General features: G+C 38.9%; 20 protein-coding genes and 1 riboswitch (1 of these 21 running past the window's edge). Of the genes, 7 read left to right on the top strand and 13 right to left on the bottom strand.

The genetic code is table 11. From position 1 onward, the window contains the following. Positions 1 to 823: the 5' portion of a nucleotidyltransferase-like protein gene (locus BrL25_RS14070; protein WP_018674413.1), read on the bottom strand. Its footprint begins 65 nt before the window's first position; only the first 823 of its 888 coding nucleotides appear in the window; its start codon is at positions 821 to 823; its stop codon lies beyond the left edge, outside the window. A 247-nt stretch (positions 824 to 1,070) separates the two neighbouring features. Here BrL25_RS14070 and BrL25_RS14065 point away from each other — a divergent pair, with 247 nt between their 5' ends. After that, positions 1,071 to 1,487 (top strand): DUF2614 family zinc ribbon-containing protein, encoded by a 417-nt coding sequence (locus tag BrL25_RS14065; protein WP_018674412.1) that lies wholly within the window; start codon positions 1,071 to 1,073, stop codon positions 1,485 to 1,487. Between the two features lie 44 nt (positions 1,488 to 1,531). Here BrL25_RS14065 and BrL25_RS26390 read toward each other — a convergent pair whose 3' ends face one another. The 4 genes from BrL25_RS26390 to nth form a co-directional block, all read right to left on the bottom strand. Then, positions 1,532 to 2,422: a glycosyl hydrolase family 18 protein gene (locus tag BrL25_RS26390; protein ID WP_018674411.1), complete on the bottom strand. Its 891-nt coding sequence runs from the start codon at positions 2,420 to 2,422 to the stop codon at positions 1,532 to 1,534. Positions 2,423 to 2,467: 45 nt separating this feature from the next. Then, positions 2,468 to 3,268, bottom strand: coding sequence for a stalk domain-containing protein (locus tag BrL25_RS26385; protein WP_018674410.1), 801 nt, complete (start codon positions 3,266 to 3,268; stop codon positions 2,468 to 2,470). A gap of 267 nt (positions 3,269 to 3,535) precedes the next feature. After that, the gene (locus BrL25_RS14055) at positions 3,536 to 3,973 is read right to left on the bottom strand and encodes a Fur family transcriptional regulator (protein ID WP_018674409.1); all 438 of its coding nucleotides are present in this window, start codon (positions 3,971 to 3,973) and stop codon (positions 3,536 to 3,538) included. 197 nt (positions 3,974 to 4,170) lie between these two features. Further along, positions 4,171 to 4,848, bottom strand: coding sequence for an endonuclease III (gene nth / locus BrL25_RS14050; protein WP_018674408.1), 678 nt, complete (start codon positions 4,846 to 4,848; stop codon positions 4,171 to 4,173). 251 nt (positions 4,849 to 5,099) lie between these two features. Here nth and BrL25_RS14045 point away from each other — a divergent pair, with 251 nt between their 5' ends. Then, entirely contained in the window at positions 5,100 to 6,026 is a 927-nt protein-coding gene (locus BrL25_RS14045) for an NAD-dependent epimerase/dehydratase family protein (RefSeq protein ID WP_018674407.1), read from the top strand. A gap of 96 nt (positions 6,027 to 6,122) precedes the next feature. On the opposite strand, the gene tnpB is transcribed toward BrL25_RS14045, so the two are convergent. Further along, positions 6,123 to 7,208 carry an IS200/IS605 family element RNA-guided endonuclease TnpB gene (tnpB, locus tag BrL25_RS14040; protein ID WP_099327261.1) on the bottom strand — a complete coding sequence of 362 codons (1,086 nt, stop codon included), beginning with the start codon at positions 7,206 to 7,208 and terminating at the stop codon, positions 6,123 to 6,125. Between the two features lie 2 nt (positions 7,209 to 7,210). Continuing rightward, positions 7,211 to 7,621, bottom strand: coding sequence for an IS200/IS605 family transposase (tnpA, locus tag BrL25_RS14035; protein ID WP_157775852.1), 411 nt, complete (start codon positions 7,619 to 7,621; stop codon positions 7,211 to 7,213). A 357-nt stretch (positions 7,622 to 7,978) separates the two neighbouring features. On the opposite strand from tnpA, the gene BrL25_RS14030 reads away from it, so the two are divergent. From BrL25_RS14030 to BrL25_RS14020, 3 genes are all read left to right on the top strand, one after another. Then, the gene (locus BrL25_RS14030) at positions 7,979 to 9,331 is read left to right on the top strand and encodes a glycosyltransferase family 2 protein (protein ID WP_018672475.1); all 1,353 of its coding nucleotides are present in this window, start codon (positions 7,979 to 7,981) and stop codon (positions 9,329 to 9,331) included. Between the two features lie 161 nt (positions 9,332 to 9,492). Further along, positions 9,493 to 9,696 carry a hypothetical protein gene (locus BrL25_RS14025; RefSeq protein ID WP_236847619.1) on the top strand — a complete coding sequence of 68 codons (204 nt, stop codon included), beginning with the start codon at positions 9,493 to 9,495 and terminating at the stop codon, positions 9,694 to 9,696. A 295-nt stretch (positions 9,697 to 9,991) separates the two neighbouring features. Further along, positions 9,992 to 10,357: a hypothetical protein gene (locus BrL25_RS14020; protein WP_018672473.1), complete on the top strand. Its 366-nt coding sequence runs from the start codon at positions 9,992 to 9,994 to the stop codon at positions 10,355 to 10,357. Positions 10,358 to 10,577: 220 nt separating this feature from the next. On the opposite strand, the gene BrL25_RS14015 is transcribed toward BrL25_RS14020, so the two are convergent. The 4 genes from BrL25_RS14015 to bcp are packed head-to-tail and all read right to left on the bottom strand — an operon-like array spanning position 10,578 to position 13,484. Further along, positions 10,578 to 11,126, bottom strand: a complete 549-nt coding sequence (locus BrL25_RS14015; protein WP_018672472.1) for a cob(I)yrinic acid a,c-diamide adenosyltransferase — start codon at positions 11,124 to 11,126, stop codon at positions 10,578 to 10,580. 43 nt (positions 11,127 to 11,169) lie between these two features. After that, positions 11,170 to 11,922, bottom strand: coding sequence for a class I SAM-dependent methyltransferase (locus BrL25_RS14010; protein ID WP_081621629.1), 753 nt, complete (start codon positions 11,920 to 11,922; stop codon positions 11,170 to 11,172). Positions 11,923 to 11,939: 17 nt separating this feature from the next. Continuing rightward, positions 11,940 to 12,989, bottom strand: a complete 1,050-nt coding sequence (locus BrL25_RS14005) for a M42 family metallopeptidase (RefSeq protein ID WP_018672470.1) — start codon at positions 12,987 to 12,989, stop codon at positions 11,940 to 11,942. A gap of 27 nt (positions 12,990 to 13,016) precedes the next feature. Further along, the gene (gene bcp / locus BrL25_RS14000; RefSeq protein ID WP_018672469.1) at positions 13,017 to 13,484 is read right to left on the bottom strand and encodes a thioredoxin-dependent thiol peroxidase; all 468 of its coding nucleotides are present in this window, start codon (positions 13,482 to 13,484) and stop codon (positions 13,017 to 13,019) included. Positions 13,485 to 13,642: 158 nt separating this feature from the next. On the opposite strand from bcp, the gene BrL25_RS13995 reads away from it, so the two are divergent. Together BrL25_RS13995 and BrL25_RS13990 are read left to right on the top strand one after the other, a co-directional pair. Continuing rightward, entirely contained in the window at positions 13,643 to 14,269 is a 627-nt protein-coding gene (locus BrL25_RS13995; RefSeq protein WP_018672468.1) for a winged helix-turn-helix domain-containing protein, read from the top strand. A gap of 34 nt (positions 14,270 to 14,303) precedes the next feature. Beyond that, on the top strand, positions 14,304 to 14,975 hold the full coding sequence (locus BrL25_RS13990; RefSeq protein WP_018672467.1) for an HAD family hydrolase: 672 nt from the start codon (positions 14,304 to 14,306) through the stop codon (positions 14,973 to 14,975). An 80-nt stretch (positions 14,976 to 15,055) separates the two neighbouring features. Here BrL25_RS13990 and BrL25_RS13985 read toward each other — a convergent pair whose 3' ends face one another. Further along, complete coding sequence (locus BrL25_RS13985) at positions 15,056 to 15,979, bottom strand: ECF transporter S component (RefSeq protein WP_018672466.1); 924 nt, start codon at positions 15,977 to 15,979, stop codon at positions 15,056 to 15,058. Continuing rightward, positions 15,975 to 16,127: riboswitch (FMN riboswitch) on the bottom strand. (Overlaps the previous gene by 5 nt.) A 72-nt stretch (positions 16,128 to 16,199) precedes the next feature. Continuing rightward, on the bottom strand, positions 16,200 to 16,988 hold the full coding sequence (locus BrL25_RS13980) for an ABC transporter permease (RefSeq protein WP_018672465.1): 789 nt from the start codon (positions 16,986 to 16,988) through the stop codon (positions 16,200 to 16,202). Positions 16,989 to 16,990 lie beyond the last annotated feature (2 nt).

Here is a 16,990-nt window from a genome sequence, read left to right as displayed (position 1 = left end):
GCTCGTGTAGTAACCCTCGTTTAACCAGCTTATCAAGTAAAAGTGGCATACTTTCTTTACAGTGCTCCGATTCAAATAGCTCAAGCATTTGTGCTAGTCGCCATGGACGATATTCATTTTGCATCTGATCTAAAAGAAATTCTGATCCTATTTTTATTTTAGCCATTAATTGAATCTCAATTGGAAGCAAAAGCAGTTCTATCCGCTTGTCCAATATTTCCAAACTGGTTACAACTTCTTCATATAATTTATAAACCGTCGGAGCTATAGTCTTTACTCTATAAAATACAGGCTCATCAGATAATACATCAACTTCAATTAATTCAAGACATGCCCAGTGAAACAAAGCTTGCAAAGCATTTTGAAAAGAATCGGGTATCTTCTGTTGTTGCAATAGTTCCTTAGCTTGAGCAAAATGATTTAATAGCGCCATATAATGTTTAAAGATAAGTTGCTTTTTCCTCTCATTTGGCAATTGTAGAAGGCCGGACATTTTATCCCTTATAAAATTAAATTTATCATAGATAATATCTGCCTGTTCCAAAAGCTGTCTTGCTCGTTTAGGGGCCCCGTGTACACACCATTGTTGAATTTGCCACTGACTAACAGTGTGCTCCTCCAAAGCAACCTTTTTGAATTGATACTGTTTGATCAGCCAATTAGGTTCGTGATTATTCACAACAATAAAGGAAATGAGGTCAGCACCTTCTGAAAGAAGCTTAATTTTTTCGGCTTGCTCGATAGCCATAATAGACAAAACATCCGTATGCATGGTCTTTTCCCATAAATACTGCTGATGATACTCCAGCAAGCTTTCTTTCATCGCTCCCACACCTCCCAACCCGATCTTCTTACTATAAATAATCACGAATGGCTTAACTACTTTAACAGGTTCGCTATATCAAGAAAGTTTCCTTCCTCTCTATTAAAGTTCCACCTCTGTAAAAACATCCATGTTAGGAATTAGTATGCATAATTCCAAGAAGCACATTACAATATCCTGACTATGGAAATAACTATAAAACTTTTTTGAATGCTTGTGCTATACTGACAACGGGAGGTATGCACTTATGAAAAATGTAGACCATTTAAGTAAGATTAAGAGAATTCGTGGATGGGCTAATTGGAATATGCTTATCGGTATCATCCTCATGTACATAGGGTATATATCTTTTGCCGGTTATTTTTTCAAATGGTTTGCCGACATTCCACTGCTTGGTGCTATTAGTCAACAGCTAAAAGGTTCTCATATGACCTTTACAATCATCCTAATTATCGGCTTTCTGATGATGATGGTAAGTACAGTTTTATATATGGTATCCGGTATGGTCTCAACTACATCCCCACAGGTGCAGTGCCCTTCTTGTGGCAAAGTAACTAAAATGCTTGGAAAAGAAGATGCTTGTATGTTTTGTGGCCAACCACTTTTACTGGAAGAAGATACCCCAGAACCTCCATCTTCGCTTGAACAGAAGATACGTTCTTAATAGAAAAAAGGCAGCGAGAATATCTCCTGCCTTTTTGTTACATTCTAATTTAAATTGCTATCAATATGCTGCCAAATATTTGGCTCTTCAAAGCCACGGCGCCATGAGGCAACCCCTGCCAAATCATATTTTTTTGAAACCTCAATCCGCTTTTTGAGCGAAGTCTCATCTTCCAACCACATTTTGTACGTCGCATTTTCTTGCTTATCATAATAGCTGACGTAATTTTGTCCCGTGGTCTCATCATAAGTGGCTGTAAGTTTGCGCTCCTCCATCCACTTTTTGGCCCCCGACATGTATAAAGCGCGAGATGACACCTTTACACTGCCATCATCTTGCTTTACTTCCTTCCATAAACGGGTGTAGAAAGGCATACCTAACAACAGTTTTTCCTTAGGTACTTCCGTCAACACCTGCTTCAAACCATTTTCTACCCATGGTAATGACGCTACGGAACCAGCTACAGGGCTAGAACCCCAGTGTTCGTCATAAGCCATCAACATCGTGTAATCCACCGTTTCAGCTAATGACTTACGATCTAAGAAATTAGACCAACGATCGCTTCCATGCATCATCGTAACATCAACAGACACCGTTAACTCCTGTTCATGTAAATACGGTGTTAACTCACGAACAAATTGGACGAAGCGCTGCTTGTCATCTAGATAAACATCCTCAAAATCAAGATTAATTCCGTCAACTTGATACAAATTAGCATATTGCACAATCTGTGTAATCATCTTTTGACGAGTCTCAAAATCAGATAACACTGCTTTTGTCCAGTCTGGATTAAATCCATTAGATACGACTGCCCATACTTTAAATCCTTCACGATGAGCCCATCTTACATATGAAGCGTCAGCTTTATTGCCGACCGTTCCTTTATCGTCTTTTAATTCAAACCATGTAGGAGCTACTACATGCAATCCAGACATTTTAGGGATGCTGTCTAATTTAGGATTTCGATTAACAACTTGCTCCTATACTACATTTAATTTTTGTCCATCCGGCTTCCAGGCAGTATTTCGTTCCTTCGGAGTATCAACATTCACTTCTACCTGATAAGAATCCAATTTCTTAACCTGATCCATTGGCAAATAACCAAGAACACCTTCATTAGATAAAAGATGATACCATCCATTTGTTTCATTTAAAATAATTACTTTTTGACCGGATGCAAGATCAGAGACAATAGGACTCTCTTTCGTAGCATCCAATCTCATTGGTAACGGCTTATCTTTTTCAGAACTAACTTGTCCCTGTTGGATTGTATCACCGTTGTTATCCACTGCGATAACATCTCTGCCTTCCATCTTACGTAGATGAATACCATATATCTTTTCTAACGGGCTTACTGGAACGTATTTTTCTCCGTCAATAATTGTGACAGGCACACGTAAATCAACTGGTTTTTTATTAACAAATGCTTGTAATTTTTCGCTCGGCATTTGGATTACTTTATCTTTGGTAGTGATGATAACAGAGCGACTAGGTTCATCCCAGAATAAGTGCTGATCGATTTGTTCCTTTAAAAATGAAAAAGGTAGCAGTACCTCGTCTTCTTTCATTTGATAGGATTGCGGAACTGCTTTTCCTTTATGTACAATTACCTGTTGGCGCCCGTCATAAGGAGTAACTCGTTGATGACTACCAGATTGAAAATACATCCAGATAAAATATCCTACTACAGCAAGCATGACCAAAAATAGTACCTTAGGAAAAAGCCTATTCCTTCTTCTTTTTCGACTTGGACGCTTTGACGTCTCTAAATGTACGCTCATGACTCCTCCCAATGTATCTGAGTTCAGTTTATTCTTCATTATAGAGACAGTTTTGAGGGCTATTTGGTTACAAACTTCTGTACATTTTGCGGTAAAATTCATAAAATGTCGAATCACGCTCATTGTAGAGACTTATTACTCTCTGCATGGAATACGGCTTAGTTGAACTTATACGTCATCCATGCCAATTTATGCTATCAAATAAGTAAAAAAAGAACCCTACACGTCGTATACCTGACATGAAGAGTTCTTCGAAAACACTTGCCATTACTTTGGCTTATTTTCTTGACAGCTATTGCATACACCATAAACTTCCATACGATGCCCAGAAACATGAAAGTTAGCTTGTTCACAGGCTGCCGCTTCTACCTGTGATAAGTACGGGAAGTGAAAATCCTGAATAGCCCCACACTCCGAACAAATAATGTGATAATGTTCATCTTCTACATTCGCATCGAATCGACTGGAAGCATCTCCGTATGTTAATTCGCGAACCAACCCTGCTTCTTTAAATACTCGCAGGTTATTATAGATGGTTGCCACGCTCATATTAGGAAATTTCCCTTCCAATGCTTTATAAATTTCATCAGCAGTTGGATGAGTCATCGTCTCAAGTAAATACGCTAATATGGCATGACGTTGCGGAGTCATACGAACACCTTGATTCTTTAAAATCTCGACAGCTCTCTCGACTTGTTGCATCATCGCCATGCACCTCACATAATATGACCTTTAAAAGTAAGTAATTAGAAATATTCTTATCCGTTAACAATAATCTAATTAGAATTGTTATAAATAAGTGTACGCTGATTCTGGAGGTTCGTCAATAACAAGCTTACATTTGGGGCTTGTTCCCCCTTATTAGCTTGTCCAAGCATCTCTTCTAATTCAATACATTACGCTCAGGATGTCTTCTTAGATGACACTTTTGGCTTCTTATTTCCTTTTAGAGCTTTTTTCCGAGTCGGGCATACATCTTCTAATGGGCAAATGTCACACTGCGGACTTTGTGCCTTGCAGTGATAACGACCGAAAAAGATCATTCGATGATGTGTGTCTGACCACTCCTTCTTCGGGATTTTTTTCATGAGAATTTCTTCTACCTGAACAGGAGTAGCATCTTGAGGACAGAATCCTAATCGTTTTGATATTCGCTCTACGTGCGTATCTACAGCGATAGCTGGTACCCCAAATGCGACACTGACCACAACGTTGGCAGTTTTCCGTCCAACCCCAGGCAACTTTACCAACTCCTCATGCTTATTGGGCACTTCTCCTCCATATTCTTCTAGTAACAGACGACAGAGCGACTGGATGTGTTTAGCCTTGTTTTTATAAAGACCAATTTGTCTAATATCCTCTTGAAGCTCTTCTAATGAAACCTTTAAATAGTCTTCTGGGGTCTTGTACTTTTGAAATAAATGTTCTGTGACTTGGTTTACTTTTTTATCTGTACATTGCGCTGACAAAAGTACCGCAATGGTCAACTCAAACGCGTTACTATGAGTAAGCTCACAATGTGCATCAGGAAACATATCCGCGAGCGTCTGTAAAAATAATTTCATGGATAATCGACGCATTTCCTTTTCCCTCCTACTATACTCCGAACCAGTTTTACTTTATGCATGCGTTCTATTGTAACATATGAAAAAGTTTGATCGAACCCTCCTCCAGCAGGTAATTACATGGAGAAAAAACGCGAGAAGGTACATGTAAACGGTCATAAATGGTATTTTAATGTGATTAGGCTGCGAATATGTAAGAAATACAGGTATATCTAGGCATCTCATCGAATGATGAATTTATCAAGAGGTGTAAAGGAGGAACTGCCGTGAAGGTATTCATAACAGGTGGATCAGGATTTGTTGGTCATGGCATAATCGCTGCCTTGTTAGAAGCTTCCCATGAAGTACACTGCTTACTTAGACTAGGATCTGAATCGAAACTTAAACAATTGTTTTCCCATACAGACCACTTTCATATTCATACAGGGGACATTTTTTCTATCGATTCTCTCCGTGTAGCGATGCGTGATTGTGATGCGGTCATTCATCTAGTAGGTATTATAAGAGAACAGTCAGGTAAAAAAATTACGTTCTCTCGCATTCATGTAGAAGGTACACGCAATGTACTACAAGTAGCAGCAGAACTATCTATCAGTCGCTTTTTATTCATGAGTGCACTTGGTACACGACCTCAGGCTACTAGTGACTATCATCAGACGAAATACGAAGCGGAACAACTGGTAAAAGCATCCGGAATACCTTATGTGATATTTCGTCCCTCCGTTATTTTTGGTCCAGGCGATGAATTCGTCACTATGCTTGCTGATGTAGTACGCCTCCCATTCACCCCTGTAATTGGAAGTGGTACATATCTCTTGCAGCCTGTTTCTCGGAAAACGGTAGCAGAGGCTTTTACGCAAGCATTGACCAATGAGCAAGCTACCAATCAGATTTATGAAGTAGGCGGCCCCCAACAGCTCTCCTACATGCAAATCTTACAGATCATTGGACATGCCATTGGGAGAGCACATATAAAGACGCTTCATGTACCACTATGGTTCATGAAACCTCTCGTTCGGATTATGCAAGGGTTCTCCTTTTTCCCCATTACTACTACCCAATTAACGATGTTACAAGAAGGCAACTATTGTGAAAATGGTGATAGATTATACAAAGATTTTCAAATTAATAAAATTGAATTCTTCTCTGGTATATCCGAATATCTTCCACAGGCTAAATTGGAGACAAGTTGACACTCCCCATGCCTAAAGGCAGGGGATTCTTGGGTAGTCACTCCTAACGGAGTGAAATTTACCAAGCTATCCCTGTGTGTCCCACAGTTCAGTTGGTTATGCCAACAATCGAAGTCCTTCTTGCTCAATATTGATGGCAGCGTTTTTGTCACGATCATGTTGTACGCCGCAGTTCGGGCATGTCCAATTACGCAAATTGAGATTCTTTACCTCTTTATTTTGGTATCCACAACCAGAACACAACTGCGAAGACGGAAATTGTTTCCCCATAATGGAAATTGTTCTTCCATACCAAGCTGCTTTGTATTCCAGCATGGTTCTGAATGCCGACCATGACGCATCTGCAATGCTTTTCGCAAGCTTGTGGTTCTTGATCATGTTTTCCACACGTAAGTCTTCCAAGCAGATCGTTTGATTTTCACGAATCAGTTGAGTTGACAGTTTATGTAGAAAATCGTTTCGTGTGTTCGATATTCTTTCATGTAGACGAGCTACTTGTTTTCGTGATTTTTCTCGGTTCTGACCACCTTTTTTACGTCTGGACAGTTTCTGTTGCCAAGTAGCAAGCTTCTTTTCGTAGTAGCGAAGAACTTTGGGATTGGCTATTTTCTCACCTGTCGAAAGAATGGCAAAGTCTTTGATGCCAAGATCAACTCCAACAGTCTTTTCTGCTTGTAATAGGGGTTGAATCTCTGTTTCGCACAAAACAGATACAAAGTATGTGCCTGAAGGATTTTTTCTAACGGTAGCCGAGAGAATGCGTCCTTCGACTTCTCTTGACTTCGCAAATGTAACCCATCCAAGTTTAGGTAGTTTAATGCGATCACCTTCCACTTTGATGTTCATCTTGCATGTGTAGGATTGCTTTGGATTCTTCTTGCTCTTGAATTTAGGATATCCTTTCTTTTCCTTGTAAAACTTTTTGTACGAAGAATCCAAATCTTTCAAAGTGGATTGCAGGGCAGTGGAATCTACTTCTTTCAGCCACTCTATCTCTTTTTTGAGTTGTGTGAGCAGGGCAGAGCAATCGTTGTAGTTGAGTGTTTTCTGTTCTTGTTCGTAAGCATCCTTTCGCTTCGCAAGAAAGTGATTGAATACAAAGCGAGTGCATCCGATAGTTTTGTTGATGAGTGTTGCTTGTTCTTTGTTTGGATACAAACGAAATTTGTAAGCTCTGTGCATGTTCAATCACTCCTTTCTTTTTGTGACTCAATGTATTGTTTAATCACATCCAGTTGAACAGTCCCAACTGTGGCAACAAAGTAAGAGTTTGTCCAAAGTGAGGGGAGTCTACTTTTGAGATGTCTAAATTCCATCCGCAAAACTCTGGATGTATAGCCCTTCAAATGTTTCACTATTCGGTGGATTCCGAATTGAGGATCGCATGTGATGAGCAAATGAACGTGATCGGGCATGATTTCCATCTCAACCACTTCAGCACGCAATTCCTGTGCTTTTTCAAGAAACAATTCCTTTAATCGAACATCTACTGGTTCAATCAAAACCTTTTTGCGATACTTTGGACAAAAGACAACGTGGTATTTACAATCAAATACGATATTATGGTTACTTTCCACTGATATACTCAAAGCCATCACCTCTGGCTAATTATACCACATGTCGTTAGATACATTTAGCATATCTAACGTAAATCAGCGAAAAAAAAAGTACTCAGAGTGTTGAAAAAGCCCCCTGTCGCAAAAAAGAGGGCTTTTCATCTGTTTTTATGGGGTACAAATATGGCTCCCCACCATCGAAAAACGCCTTAGAAACGATTCTGGAAGGCCAAATTTTTTCTACCCAATCAGCGAAATTCGTAGAGGGGGTTTCTCGACAACCTGCTATTAAATTGTTAAATTTCCAAAAGATACATTTTTACTTTCAATTGTATGTATAGTATTTTTTATAGGTATTTATTACTGCATCTTATATCTAAAAGAGGGGATAACCTCATGAAACCTGAATTGAATCCCATTAACCCCCATACAGGACATACCTATAAGAAAACTTATATCCCAGTAATAACAAAATTCTGGATCAGTCACGCAGGTGCTTTGCTTTGGATGTGCTTTTCTATTTACTTGGCGCTTCCATGGTTAGAAGACCTTGCGCATATTGTATCCTTTCCTTTAGCTTTATTAATTATCGGAGGTATATCATACATTCCTGGCTATATGAATGCCTTTTTAGTAATAAGTTTAATTCTTGATCGTCAGCCTGCTTTCAAAAATGAATTTCCTCATGATGAGATTATCGTTCTTATAGCTGCCTATAACGAAGAGAGACAAATCTATCAAACTTTGCAATATATAAATAAACAAGATTATCACGGGAAAATTAAGGTATTTGTTATTAATAATTGTTCTACAGATCAAACAGTTCACGAAATCATAAAAGCAAAAAAAGAATTAGGTATTGAAATTGCATTACTTCATGAAGAAATGCCGGGAAAATTCCATGCCTTGAACCATGCTCTAAAATTTGTTGAAACTCCTTATGTCATTACGATCGATGCAGATACACTGCTTCCTAAATCCTCTATACGTTATCTTGTAGCACGTATGAAATCTAGCCCAGAAAATGTTTGTGCTGTTGCTGGCTCGGTTCTGACCAAAAACAGCAGAGAAAACTTTTGGACAAAAATTCAAGAATGGGATTACTTTTTAGGTATTGCGTCCATTAAAAGACTTCAAGGCCTATATCAAGGAACTTTAGTTGCTCAAGGAGCCTTTAGTATATATAAAACACAATGTGTAAAAGAAGTCGGTGGTTGGCCAGATGCTATAGGTGAAGATATTGTTTTAACATGGCGTTTACTTGAGAAAAAGTGGAAAGTTTATTTTGAGCCATTGGCAGTTTCATTTACTGAAGTACCTAGTTCCCTTAAGCACTTTGTCAGACAGAGAGCAAGATGGGCAAGAGGTATGATAGAAGGTTTAAATGAAATAAAGCCATGGAACCAGCCTCAAGTATTTGTTAAATACTTAACTGGAATTAATTTAATCATGCCTTATTTAGATCTTACTTATACACTATGTTGGCTTCCTGGGCTGATATTGACTTTTTTCGGTTATTACTGGATTGTTGGCCCAATGACACTTCTTGTTTTACCTTTAACCCTAATCAGTTATAGTATTCTTTATTTTTATCAAAGAAATTTTGTATTTAAACCTTTAAATCTTAGAATTAGAAAAAACTTTATAGGCTTTATTTTCTTTATTCTTGGCTATCAAATGATTATGTCACCTATCTCTGTGTATGGTTATATACAAGAATTTTTTAAATTTAAAAGAAACTGGAAGTAAGAGAGTTATCGAAGAATGAACCATTAGCTTAGGGTGTATTAGTTCAGCAAGCTAAAGTAGCAGTCAAATATTTGTATTCCCGTCTACATAAAATTTTAATAGAACGTAACGAGTTTCTGTATAGTAATTTGTTCAAATCTATCTTATCTGTATGTAAACGTATGACTGATTTAAATTACACCAAGCAAGATGCAATAAAAATCTCTGCTAAAAAATTTAAGGTAACTCAAAAAGAAATTAAAAAATATGTAGATTTACTTGGTATAGAAAGTAAGCGGTATATTGAATCTAAGAAAACTTTTTTAACAAAAGAAGATAGGATTAACATACGAGCGCATAAACAACGATTAGAAGCTAATGATTAGTTATTTGGATAACACGATTGCAAACATAAACGAAAACAAATGAAACATCAATATTTTTCCAAATATTCTAGAGTAGCCGGACTCACTCAAAATTATCATTACACAAGCTCCGTCACTTTCTACTGACCTAGTTAAAAAGCAAGGAATCGACGACATGTTTATTTAGCCATATTAAGCAGAAAGTCTCTTCAGGCATTTTCAAAATTGGCTGGGAAACAATGGTTCAAGCTATGCTGTCCTTCATTTTTAGTATCTTTCCTATTGGAATTGTCTTCTTAATTATGGGTGCCTCAAATTGAATTTTGATGTATTTCCAATAAATCTCGTTCTATTGATAAGTCCCGTAGTATTAATAAATCTGTTTGGAAAGCTATCATCACCTTTATTAATTCCGAGTATTCATTTACTTGTTACATTAGGGCTTGGTATCTTCCTATATCAGCGTAATCGATTAGAGAAGAATGGCAAAGTTATTATGTTTCCAGCGTTAGAGCCTGTTTTTTATGAAGGGGCTATTCTGTGCTTTGCCTTGCTTGGTGGTCTTTTTTCCTCAACTGTCATTGAGAGGGATTTATTCACGTATTATGCAGGATTTATTACTCTAGGGATTTTAGCAGCGATTGGATCTTACTATTTACGTAGGGCACGCATTCGTATGTAGTTTACATGTAAAAGGATAGCCTTGTTGTCATAAGCTAGATTGGAATGGGTATACCACTGTTTGGCTTTGCAACAAGGTTATTTTTTTAAAACGACTAAAACATGGATTTGACCCAGCAATTTTACTTTTATGACAAGAGGGGATCGGCAAAGCATGACTTATTGATTATAAAAAACAGCCTTTTCTTATACACACATATAAGAAAAGGCTGTTTGAAGTTCTATTCATGTAAATTAGGTTCAGTCTCTCCTAACTGACTATTAACATACCGAGCTGCTACGAATAAAAAATCCGATAAACGGTTCAAATATTTAATAGCAATTGGGTTAATTGGTTCTGTCTCCATAAGCTCGGTAGCTCCGCGTTCAGCACGTCTCACTACCGTACGAGCTACGTGAAGAGCAGCACCCGCAGGATTTCCACCTGGCAAAACAAAATTAGTCAGTGGAAGCAGCTTCGCATCTAACTGATCGATTTGCTTTTCTAAATAATCTACGTCCTCATCGACGATAGGCCAACCAACCTTTTTCCCTTCAGGTGTAGCCAGCTCTGCTCCAATATGAAATAACTTGGTTTGGATCAGGTGAAACGTCTCTAACAATTCAGCCCATTTGCGCTCTTTAGGTAAAAAAGATACTGCTGCCCCAACATGCGAGTTAGCCTCATCGCACGTTCCATATACTTCTACTCGTGGTGCATGCTTAGGTACACGTACGCCATAAACTAAAGATGTTTGACCTTTGTCTCCTGTTTTTGTATAAATCTTCATGTCATACCCACCTTTTCTTCGTTTTTATAAGCAACGTAAAAATTTACGCTGGGCTAGCGACTATAATGAATTCTGTACTGGTTGCATCAAATGGAGCTTTTGCAAAACTACCGTAGCGTTCCAAAACTTTGAACCCAGCTAAACGCAATAAGTGATGCAATTCTGCCGGGAAGACGTAACGTAATGTAAAACGCCCAGTCACACGCTCCTGCATTTTTCCATTTTTATCAAGACGTTCATAGCTACGTGTCACTTCTGCTAATTGTTGAAAATAATCATAACGAGTAAAATCATACATCGCAACTTCCTGTCCGTCCTGCAACGGATACATGCCTCGCAATGTCAATTTTTCGCTCTCTTCATAGAGATGTTTGATATGCGGCACAAAGACATTAAAGACCAGCTTGCCATCAGGCTGAAGATGCTCTCGTATGCAGCGCAACGCCTTCAACTGTTCCTGAATATGAAGCAAATGTAAAAACGAGCGATAGGGAATCATGATTAATCCAAACTTTTTCCCTAAAGAGAATTGACGCATATCCCCTTGAATAAAAGACAAATGCTCGATTCCACCAGCTTCTTCTGCCTTTGTTACTGCTTTTGCCAACATTTCCTGAGAAATTTCAAGCCCTGTCATATGGATGCCCGCCTTAGCAAGTGGAATTGTTACTCGTCCAGTTCCACATCCTAATTCTAGGACTTCCCCGTTTGCTGCTTTAGCATATTCTTCGTAAAAAGCCGAATCTCCTGCTAATCCTTGTTGTGTGAGATCATAATAGTCAGTCCAATGATACATATTCACCACTGACCCTCCTATATTACCAACTCGTCCGATAAAATATAAGCCATGATTAATTTAGCAGTATTATCAAAAGCAGATGAATGTGTACGCTCATGCGAATGGGATGCATCAACACCTGGTCCAATCAAGCCATGAACAATATCATATCCAGCTCGTAGTGCAGCACTAGCATCGGAACCATAATACGGGTAAATATCGACTTGATAATTAAGTCCATTTTCATCCGCCAATGCAACTAACTTCTTACGGAATCCATAATGATAAGGTCCAGAGGAATCCTTTGCGCAGATAGAAACACAATATTCATCAGTTGTTTGGCCCGTACCGATAGCTCCCATATCCACCGCCAAATACTCTACAGTATCTACTGGAATACTAGAGTTACCACCATAACCAATCTCCTCATTATTACTGATCAAAAAGTGGGTCGTGTACGGTAGTTCTAGCTTATCTTCCTGAACCGCTTTTATTATACCTAAAAGGATTGCTACGCTCGCTTTATCATCTAAATGGCGCGATTTCACGAATCCACTCTCCGTAACAGTTGTACGCGGATCAAAAGAGACAAAATCACCTACACTTATTCCAAGAGCCTTGACCTCTTGAGCATCCGTCACCTTTTCGTCCAATCTGACTTCCATTAAATCCTCAGTACGCTCTGCCTTGCCACTGTCGCGATATACGTGAACAGATGCTTTAGAGGTCAAAATCGTTCCTGTATAAATGCGTCCTGTAGCTGTTTCAATCTGGCAATGTTCACCTTCAATCGCATTCCATGCAAAGCCACCCACCATAGAAAGCTTTAGGCGACCATTACTTTTTATTTCTTTGACCATAGCACCAAGCGTATCCACATGAGCCGTTAGCAGACGATGCTTATCGTTGTTGCGTCCTGATAATGTAGCCAACAATGCCCCTTTATTAGTCCGCTCGACGTGCACGCCACTTTTACTCAATTCTTCAGATACCCAGGAAATTACTTGATTTGTGTTACCAGATGGGCTTGGAATCTGTGCTAATTTGACAAATGTATCAATCATATAAGACAAGGACAAATTCATCGTCTTCTTCCTCTCCTCTTGCTGTTTTTAGACTAGATGTTCTTTTATGTATGCTACTACTTGTTGCACATGATCCTTTACTTTCACTTTAGGGTATATCTGTGCAATTTTGCCTTCTGTATCTAAAATAAAAGTAGAACGCTCAATACCCATGTACTCTCGACCATACATTTTTTTGAGTACCCACACTCCATACGCTTCTGCGACACTATGGTCTTCATCCGCAATTAATGGGAACGGTAGCTCATGTTTTGCAATAAATTTATCATGGGATGTAACGCTGTCCGGACTTATCCCAAGCACGACTGTGTTAAGAGTGGCAAAATCACCATGGTAATCTCGAAAATCACATGCTTCCGTCGTGCATCCAGGTGTGGAGTCCTTTGGATAAAAATAAAGCACGACATTTTTGCCGCGATACTCTTCTAGGTTTATGGTTTGACCATTATTTGCAGGCTTTTTAAAAGCTGGTGCTACTTGACCTACTTCCAACATGAAAATCCCTTCTTTCCTTCATTTTTCTTATTGTAACAAAAGTTAGGTTTAGGAAAAAGAAAAGGGAGAAGATGCATTGCACTTTACTTAATAAAACATTACGATTACATAATAGTAAAAATTCCGACCTTTTCAAATAGAAAAAGAAGAACCTGGTGGTGGCTAACGTGATAAGAGAAGTATTTGAAATAACAGATCCTGAGGCACTTAAATCCTTCGCTGTGCCCGAAAGAGTTAAAATTTTACAGCTTTTTGAAGACCTAGAGCCTCGAACCGCAAAACAAATTGCTACTGAACTAGGGGAAAACGCAGCACGGCTGCATTACCATGTTAAAGAATTAGTAAAAGTTGGTCTGTTACAACAAGTAGATACCCGTGTAAAAGGCTCCATTATCGAAAAATATTATCAGCCAATAGCGAAAGTCATCAGGGCCAATCTGCACCTCGTCGTGGAAGAAAATGCTCAACAATTGAGCGAAATTATGTTTTCTCCTTTGCATGCGACTGAACAGGAGCTTCTTTATACCATGAATCATCTAGCTGCATCTGATATTGATAAACGAAAGGATTATCAGGACACCTTTGCATATAACTTTGGGAATTTACATTTGACTAAAGAGGAACGTAATCAACTTTTTAGTGAAATGAAGGATCTCTACCAGCGATTTAAAGACAACAAGCCATCAGCCGATCGACTAAACTTCCATTACCTAAATCTACTCTTCCCAACTTCACCACGCCAAGATGATCCAGATAATGCTGAATTCGTAGACGATGATGAGTAAGTAACCATAGTTACTCAAAAAGGAGTGGTTGTGTATGCATAGTTCCGAAGCCTATACCGTACTGTTTGATTTTGACGGAACAATAGCTGATACATTACCAGCTATTTTTACGGCCATGCGTCATACCTTTTATACGTTTCTACAAGAGGAGTATTCTGACCAACAGATTATTGAATTATTCGGACCACCGGAAGCGGGAATTATCGAAAATAAAATTCCACCGGAGAAATGTGATGACGCCCTTCAGTGTTTTTACGAGAAATATGTAGATGAGCACCGTGAGCTAGTAACCCCTGCACCTCTGCTTACCATGCTAGAAACATTTCAACAAGCAGGTATTCAAATGGGAATTATTACGGGGAAAGGTAGAAGAAGTGCTGATCTGTCTCTCGAAGCGTTAGATCTAACTCATTATTTTCCAATCGTCATAGCAGGTGATGAAGTATCAAAGCATAAGCCTCATCCTGAAGGTATTCTTCATGCAATGAAACAACTCCAAGCTTACCCGGAAAATACTCTCTATGTAGGAGATAGCCAAGCGGATATCACAGCGGCTAGAGCTGCCGGTATTTATGCGGTTGGTGTGAATTGGTTCCCTGCATCGCAAAGCAATGGGATTTTTGATCCCTCTCCTGATGTATTGTTTACAGAACCCTCGATGATGATGGAGTGGTTGTTAAAAAGATGGAATATAGACAGTAAATAATGCAAAGAAAAAAGAGGCTTCCCTCTATATTAATGGGAAACCTCTTTTTTCTTTGCATTTTATTCATAAATCGTACTAGTTTACGAAATAACTGGTTTACTTGACGAAACGGGCTTGGTAACTATCAATCCAAGTCGCGCGGACATTTTTATAAATACCGGGTATGCAATAAGCGACAGCAGGACACCTTTGATAATATTAAAAGGTACAATTCCAAGTAAGATCATACTCCATAAGCTTTCCATATGGAACATTTGTAGTAATTGCTCCATCGAGATAGAGTAGAGCACAGCATAGAACGGCAATAATACAAAGTAGTTAGCCATAGCCATAATCACTGTCATAACAAGCGTACCTGCTGACAAACCTAAAAGAAAACCGACTTTATTTTTACATAATCGCTGTGTATAAACAGCCAAAAACACAAAGCTTCCGCCTGCAAGCGTATTAGCAATTTCTCCAATGATAAAGCCATCTGTGTTTTTTAACAGAAGATGCAATCCATTCTTTAAAACTTCAATCAATACTCCCGCTGCTGGTCCAAAGACAAGCCCACCAATAATGGCTGGTACAGTACTGAAATCAAGCTTTAAAAAAGTCGGCATCAACGGTACATGAAACTCTAGATAGTACAGCAAAAACGCAATAGCCGAAAGCATAGGTATCGTGACTAGCTTTTTCAGACGTTCTCTTTGAATCGTGTGACTTGTTTTTCCTTGCATGTTGACCATCCTCTCTTTTCTTTCTCCTTCTTGAGAGATGGCAACAGCAATCCGCAACCGCGTGTTATCTTTCGCTCCAAAACCAAGCAAGCATACGACGACTGTTCCGCTCTTAGAAAAGCATAAAAAAACCCCTAAAAAAGCATCATGCTTCTTCAGGGGCATACTGACGATTTTTACCATAATCCAGAGGGTATAGGGAAATAAAGGGCTGTTTATCGAGCAGTCCCCTCCCTCAGCCGACACAGCGAAATAAGCACGTGTGCATCGTACTGTCGTCATCCTTCTCCCATCCAGACTGTACTGTCGGCTCCGGATTCTCACCAGATCCTGCACACTCCTGCCTTATATAGCAAAAGTGGCTCGCGGGCTAACGCTCGATATGCGCATCACCGCCGGTCGGGAATTTCACCCTGCCCCGAAGGAATGTGAAATTTTTCTCACGAAACTATTATACCCTTAATTTCAATGTCTGACAATATCAATTTATTATGCTATTTCCTCACGAACCTGCACCGCTATATTTTTTAACACCTTGATTCCAGATCAAAATCCCTAAGGTAAAAAAGACAATTCCCATCACAGGGGTTAACATTGTGTACCCATATAAAGCTTCTTTTTTCAAAAAATAAGCGGAAGGATAGAAACCTACAAATGCAAATGGCAAAATCCATTTCAACAAAATTGCAATTGCATTGTTGTAAATATCTACTGGGTAACGCCCATAGTTTTGAATATTCCAGATCATAGGAGCGATTCCCGTGCGTGAGTCACTATAAAAACTGACAGACGCTATTGCAGTATAAACACCACCATAGATCAAGGTACTACTCAATACTAACAGGATAAAGATAATGGGATCATACCAGGAGATTGTAAGCTGAAGCTTCCATCCCGCGTACAGCATAATTAACAACCCCGTTAGTACTCCAAATATACGATCTGGTGAAATGGATTCCAGTGAAATTTGCGCTAAATGATTGACTGGTCGCGTCAAGATACGATCCATCTCTCCTTTGATAATATAGCGCTCATTAAAATCCCAAAAGCCAAAAAACATTGTAAACAGAGCATATGGTACTAGAAAGTATCCATAAATAAAAATAATCTCGTACATAGTCCAGCCCTGTAAGGTCGGGACATGCGTGAATACAACTAGGATGAATACCAGATTTAACAGTTCACTTACGATATTAGACAGCAATTCAGTGATGAAATTGGCCCGATACGACAGTTTTACTTTAAAATACTGGCTGAGATAATCTTGAAACAAACGTATAACTTGCCCCATCT

Origin of the sequence: Brevibacillus laterosporus DSM 25 (assembly GCF_002706795.1) — a bacterium.
Classification (GTDB): domain Bacteria; phylum Bacillota; class Bacilli; order Brevibacillales; family Brevibacillaceae; genus Brevibacillus_B; species Brevibacillus_B laterosporus.
The sequence above is the reverse complement of the archived record's forward strand: the minus strand, read 5'-3'. Positions and strand labels throughout refer to the sequence as shown.

What these genes read in the sequence shown, in the direction of transcription:
- BrL25_RS14065 (WP_018674412.1), top strand. Translation starts at nt 1,071, where the DNA reads ATGAAAAATGTAGACCATTTAAGTAAGATTAAGAGAATTCGTGGATGG.
- BrL25_RS26390 (WP_018674411.1), bottom strand. Translation starts at nt 2,422, where the DNA reads ATGTCTGGATTGCATGTAGTAGCTCCTACATGGTTTGAATTAAAAGAC.
- BrL25_RS26385 (WP_018674410.1), bottom strand. Translation starts at nt 3,268, where the DNA reads ATGAGCGTACATTTAGAGACGTCAAAGCGTCCAAGTCGAAAAAGAAGA.
- BrL25_RS13985 (WP_018672466.1), bottom strand. Translation starts at nt 15,979, where the DNA reads ATGACGACAGTACGATGCACACGTGCTTATTTCGCTGTGTCGGCTGAG.
- nth (WP_018674408.1), bottom strand. Translation starts at nt 4,848, where the DNA reads ATGCGTCGATTATCCATGAAATTATTTTTACAGACGCTCGCGGATATG.
- bcp (WP_018672469.1), bottom strand. Translation starts at nt 13,484, where the DNA reads ATGTTGGAAGTAGGTCAAGTAGCACCAGCTTTTAAAAAGCCTGCAAAT.
- BrL25_RS14055 (WP_018674409.1), bottom strand. Translation starts at nt 3,973, where the DNA reads ATGATGCAACAAGTCGAGAGAGCTGTCGAGATTTTAAAGAATCAAGGT.
- tnpB (WP_099327261.1), bottom strand. Translation starts at nt 7,208, where the DNA reads ATGCACAGAGCTTACAAATTTCGTTTGTATCCAAACAAAGAACAAGCA.
- BrL25_RS14025 (WP_236847619.1), top strand. Translation starts at nt 9,493, where the DNA reads ATGACTGATTTAAATTACACCAAGCAAGATGCAATAAAAATCTCTGCT.
- BrL25_RS13990 (WP_018672467.1), top strand. Translation starts at nt 14,304, where the DNA reads ATGCATAGTTCCGAAGCCTATACCGTACTGTTTGATTTTGACGGAACA.
- BrL25_RS14010 (WP_081621629.1), bottom strand. Translation starts at nt 11,922, where the DNA reads ATGTATCATTGGACTGACTATTATGATCTCACACAACAAGGATTAGCA.
- BrL25_RS14005 (WP_018672470.1), bottom strand. Translation starts at nt 12,989, where the DNA reads ATGAATTTGTCCTTGTCTTATATGATTGATACATTTGTCAAATTAGCA.
- BrL25_RS14030 (WP_018672475.1), top strand. Translation starts at nt 7,979, where the DNA reads ATGAAACCTGAATTGAATCCCATTAACCCCCATACAGGACATACCTAT.
- tnpA (WP_157775852.1), bottom strand. Translation starts at nt 7,621, where the DNA reads ATGGCTTTGAGTATATCAGTGGAAAGTAACCATAATATCGTATTTGAT.
- BrL25_RS13980 (WP_018672465.1), bottom strand. Translation starts at nt 16,988, where the DNA reads ATGGGGCAAGTTATACGTTTGTTTCAAGATTATCTCAGCCAGTATTTT.
- BrL25_RS14015 (WP_018672472.1), bottom strand. Translation starts at nt 11,126, where the DNA reads ATGAAGATTTATACAAAAACAGGAGACAAAGGTCAAACATCTTTAGTT.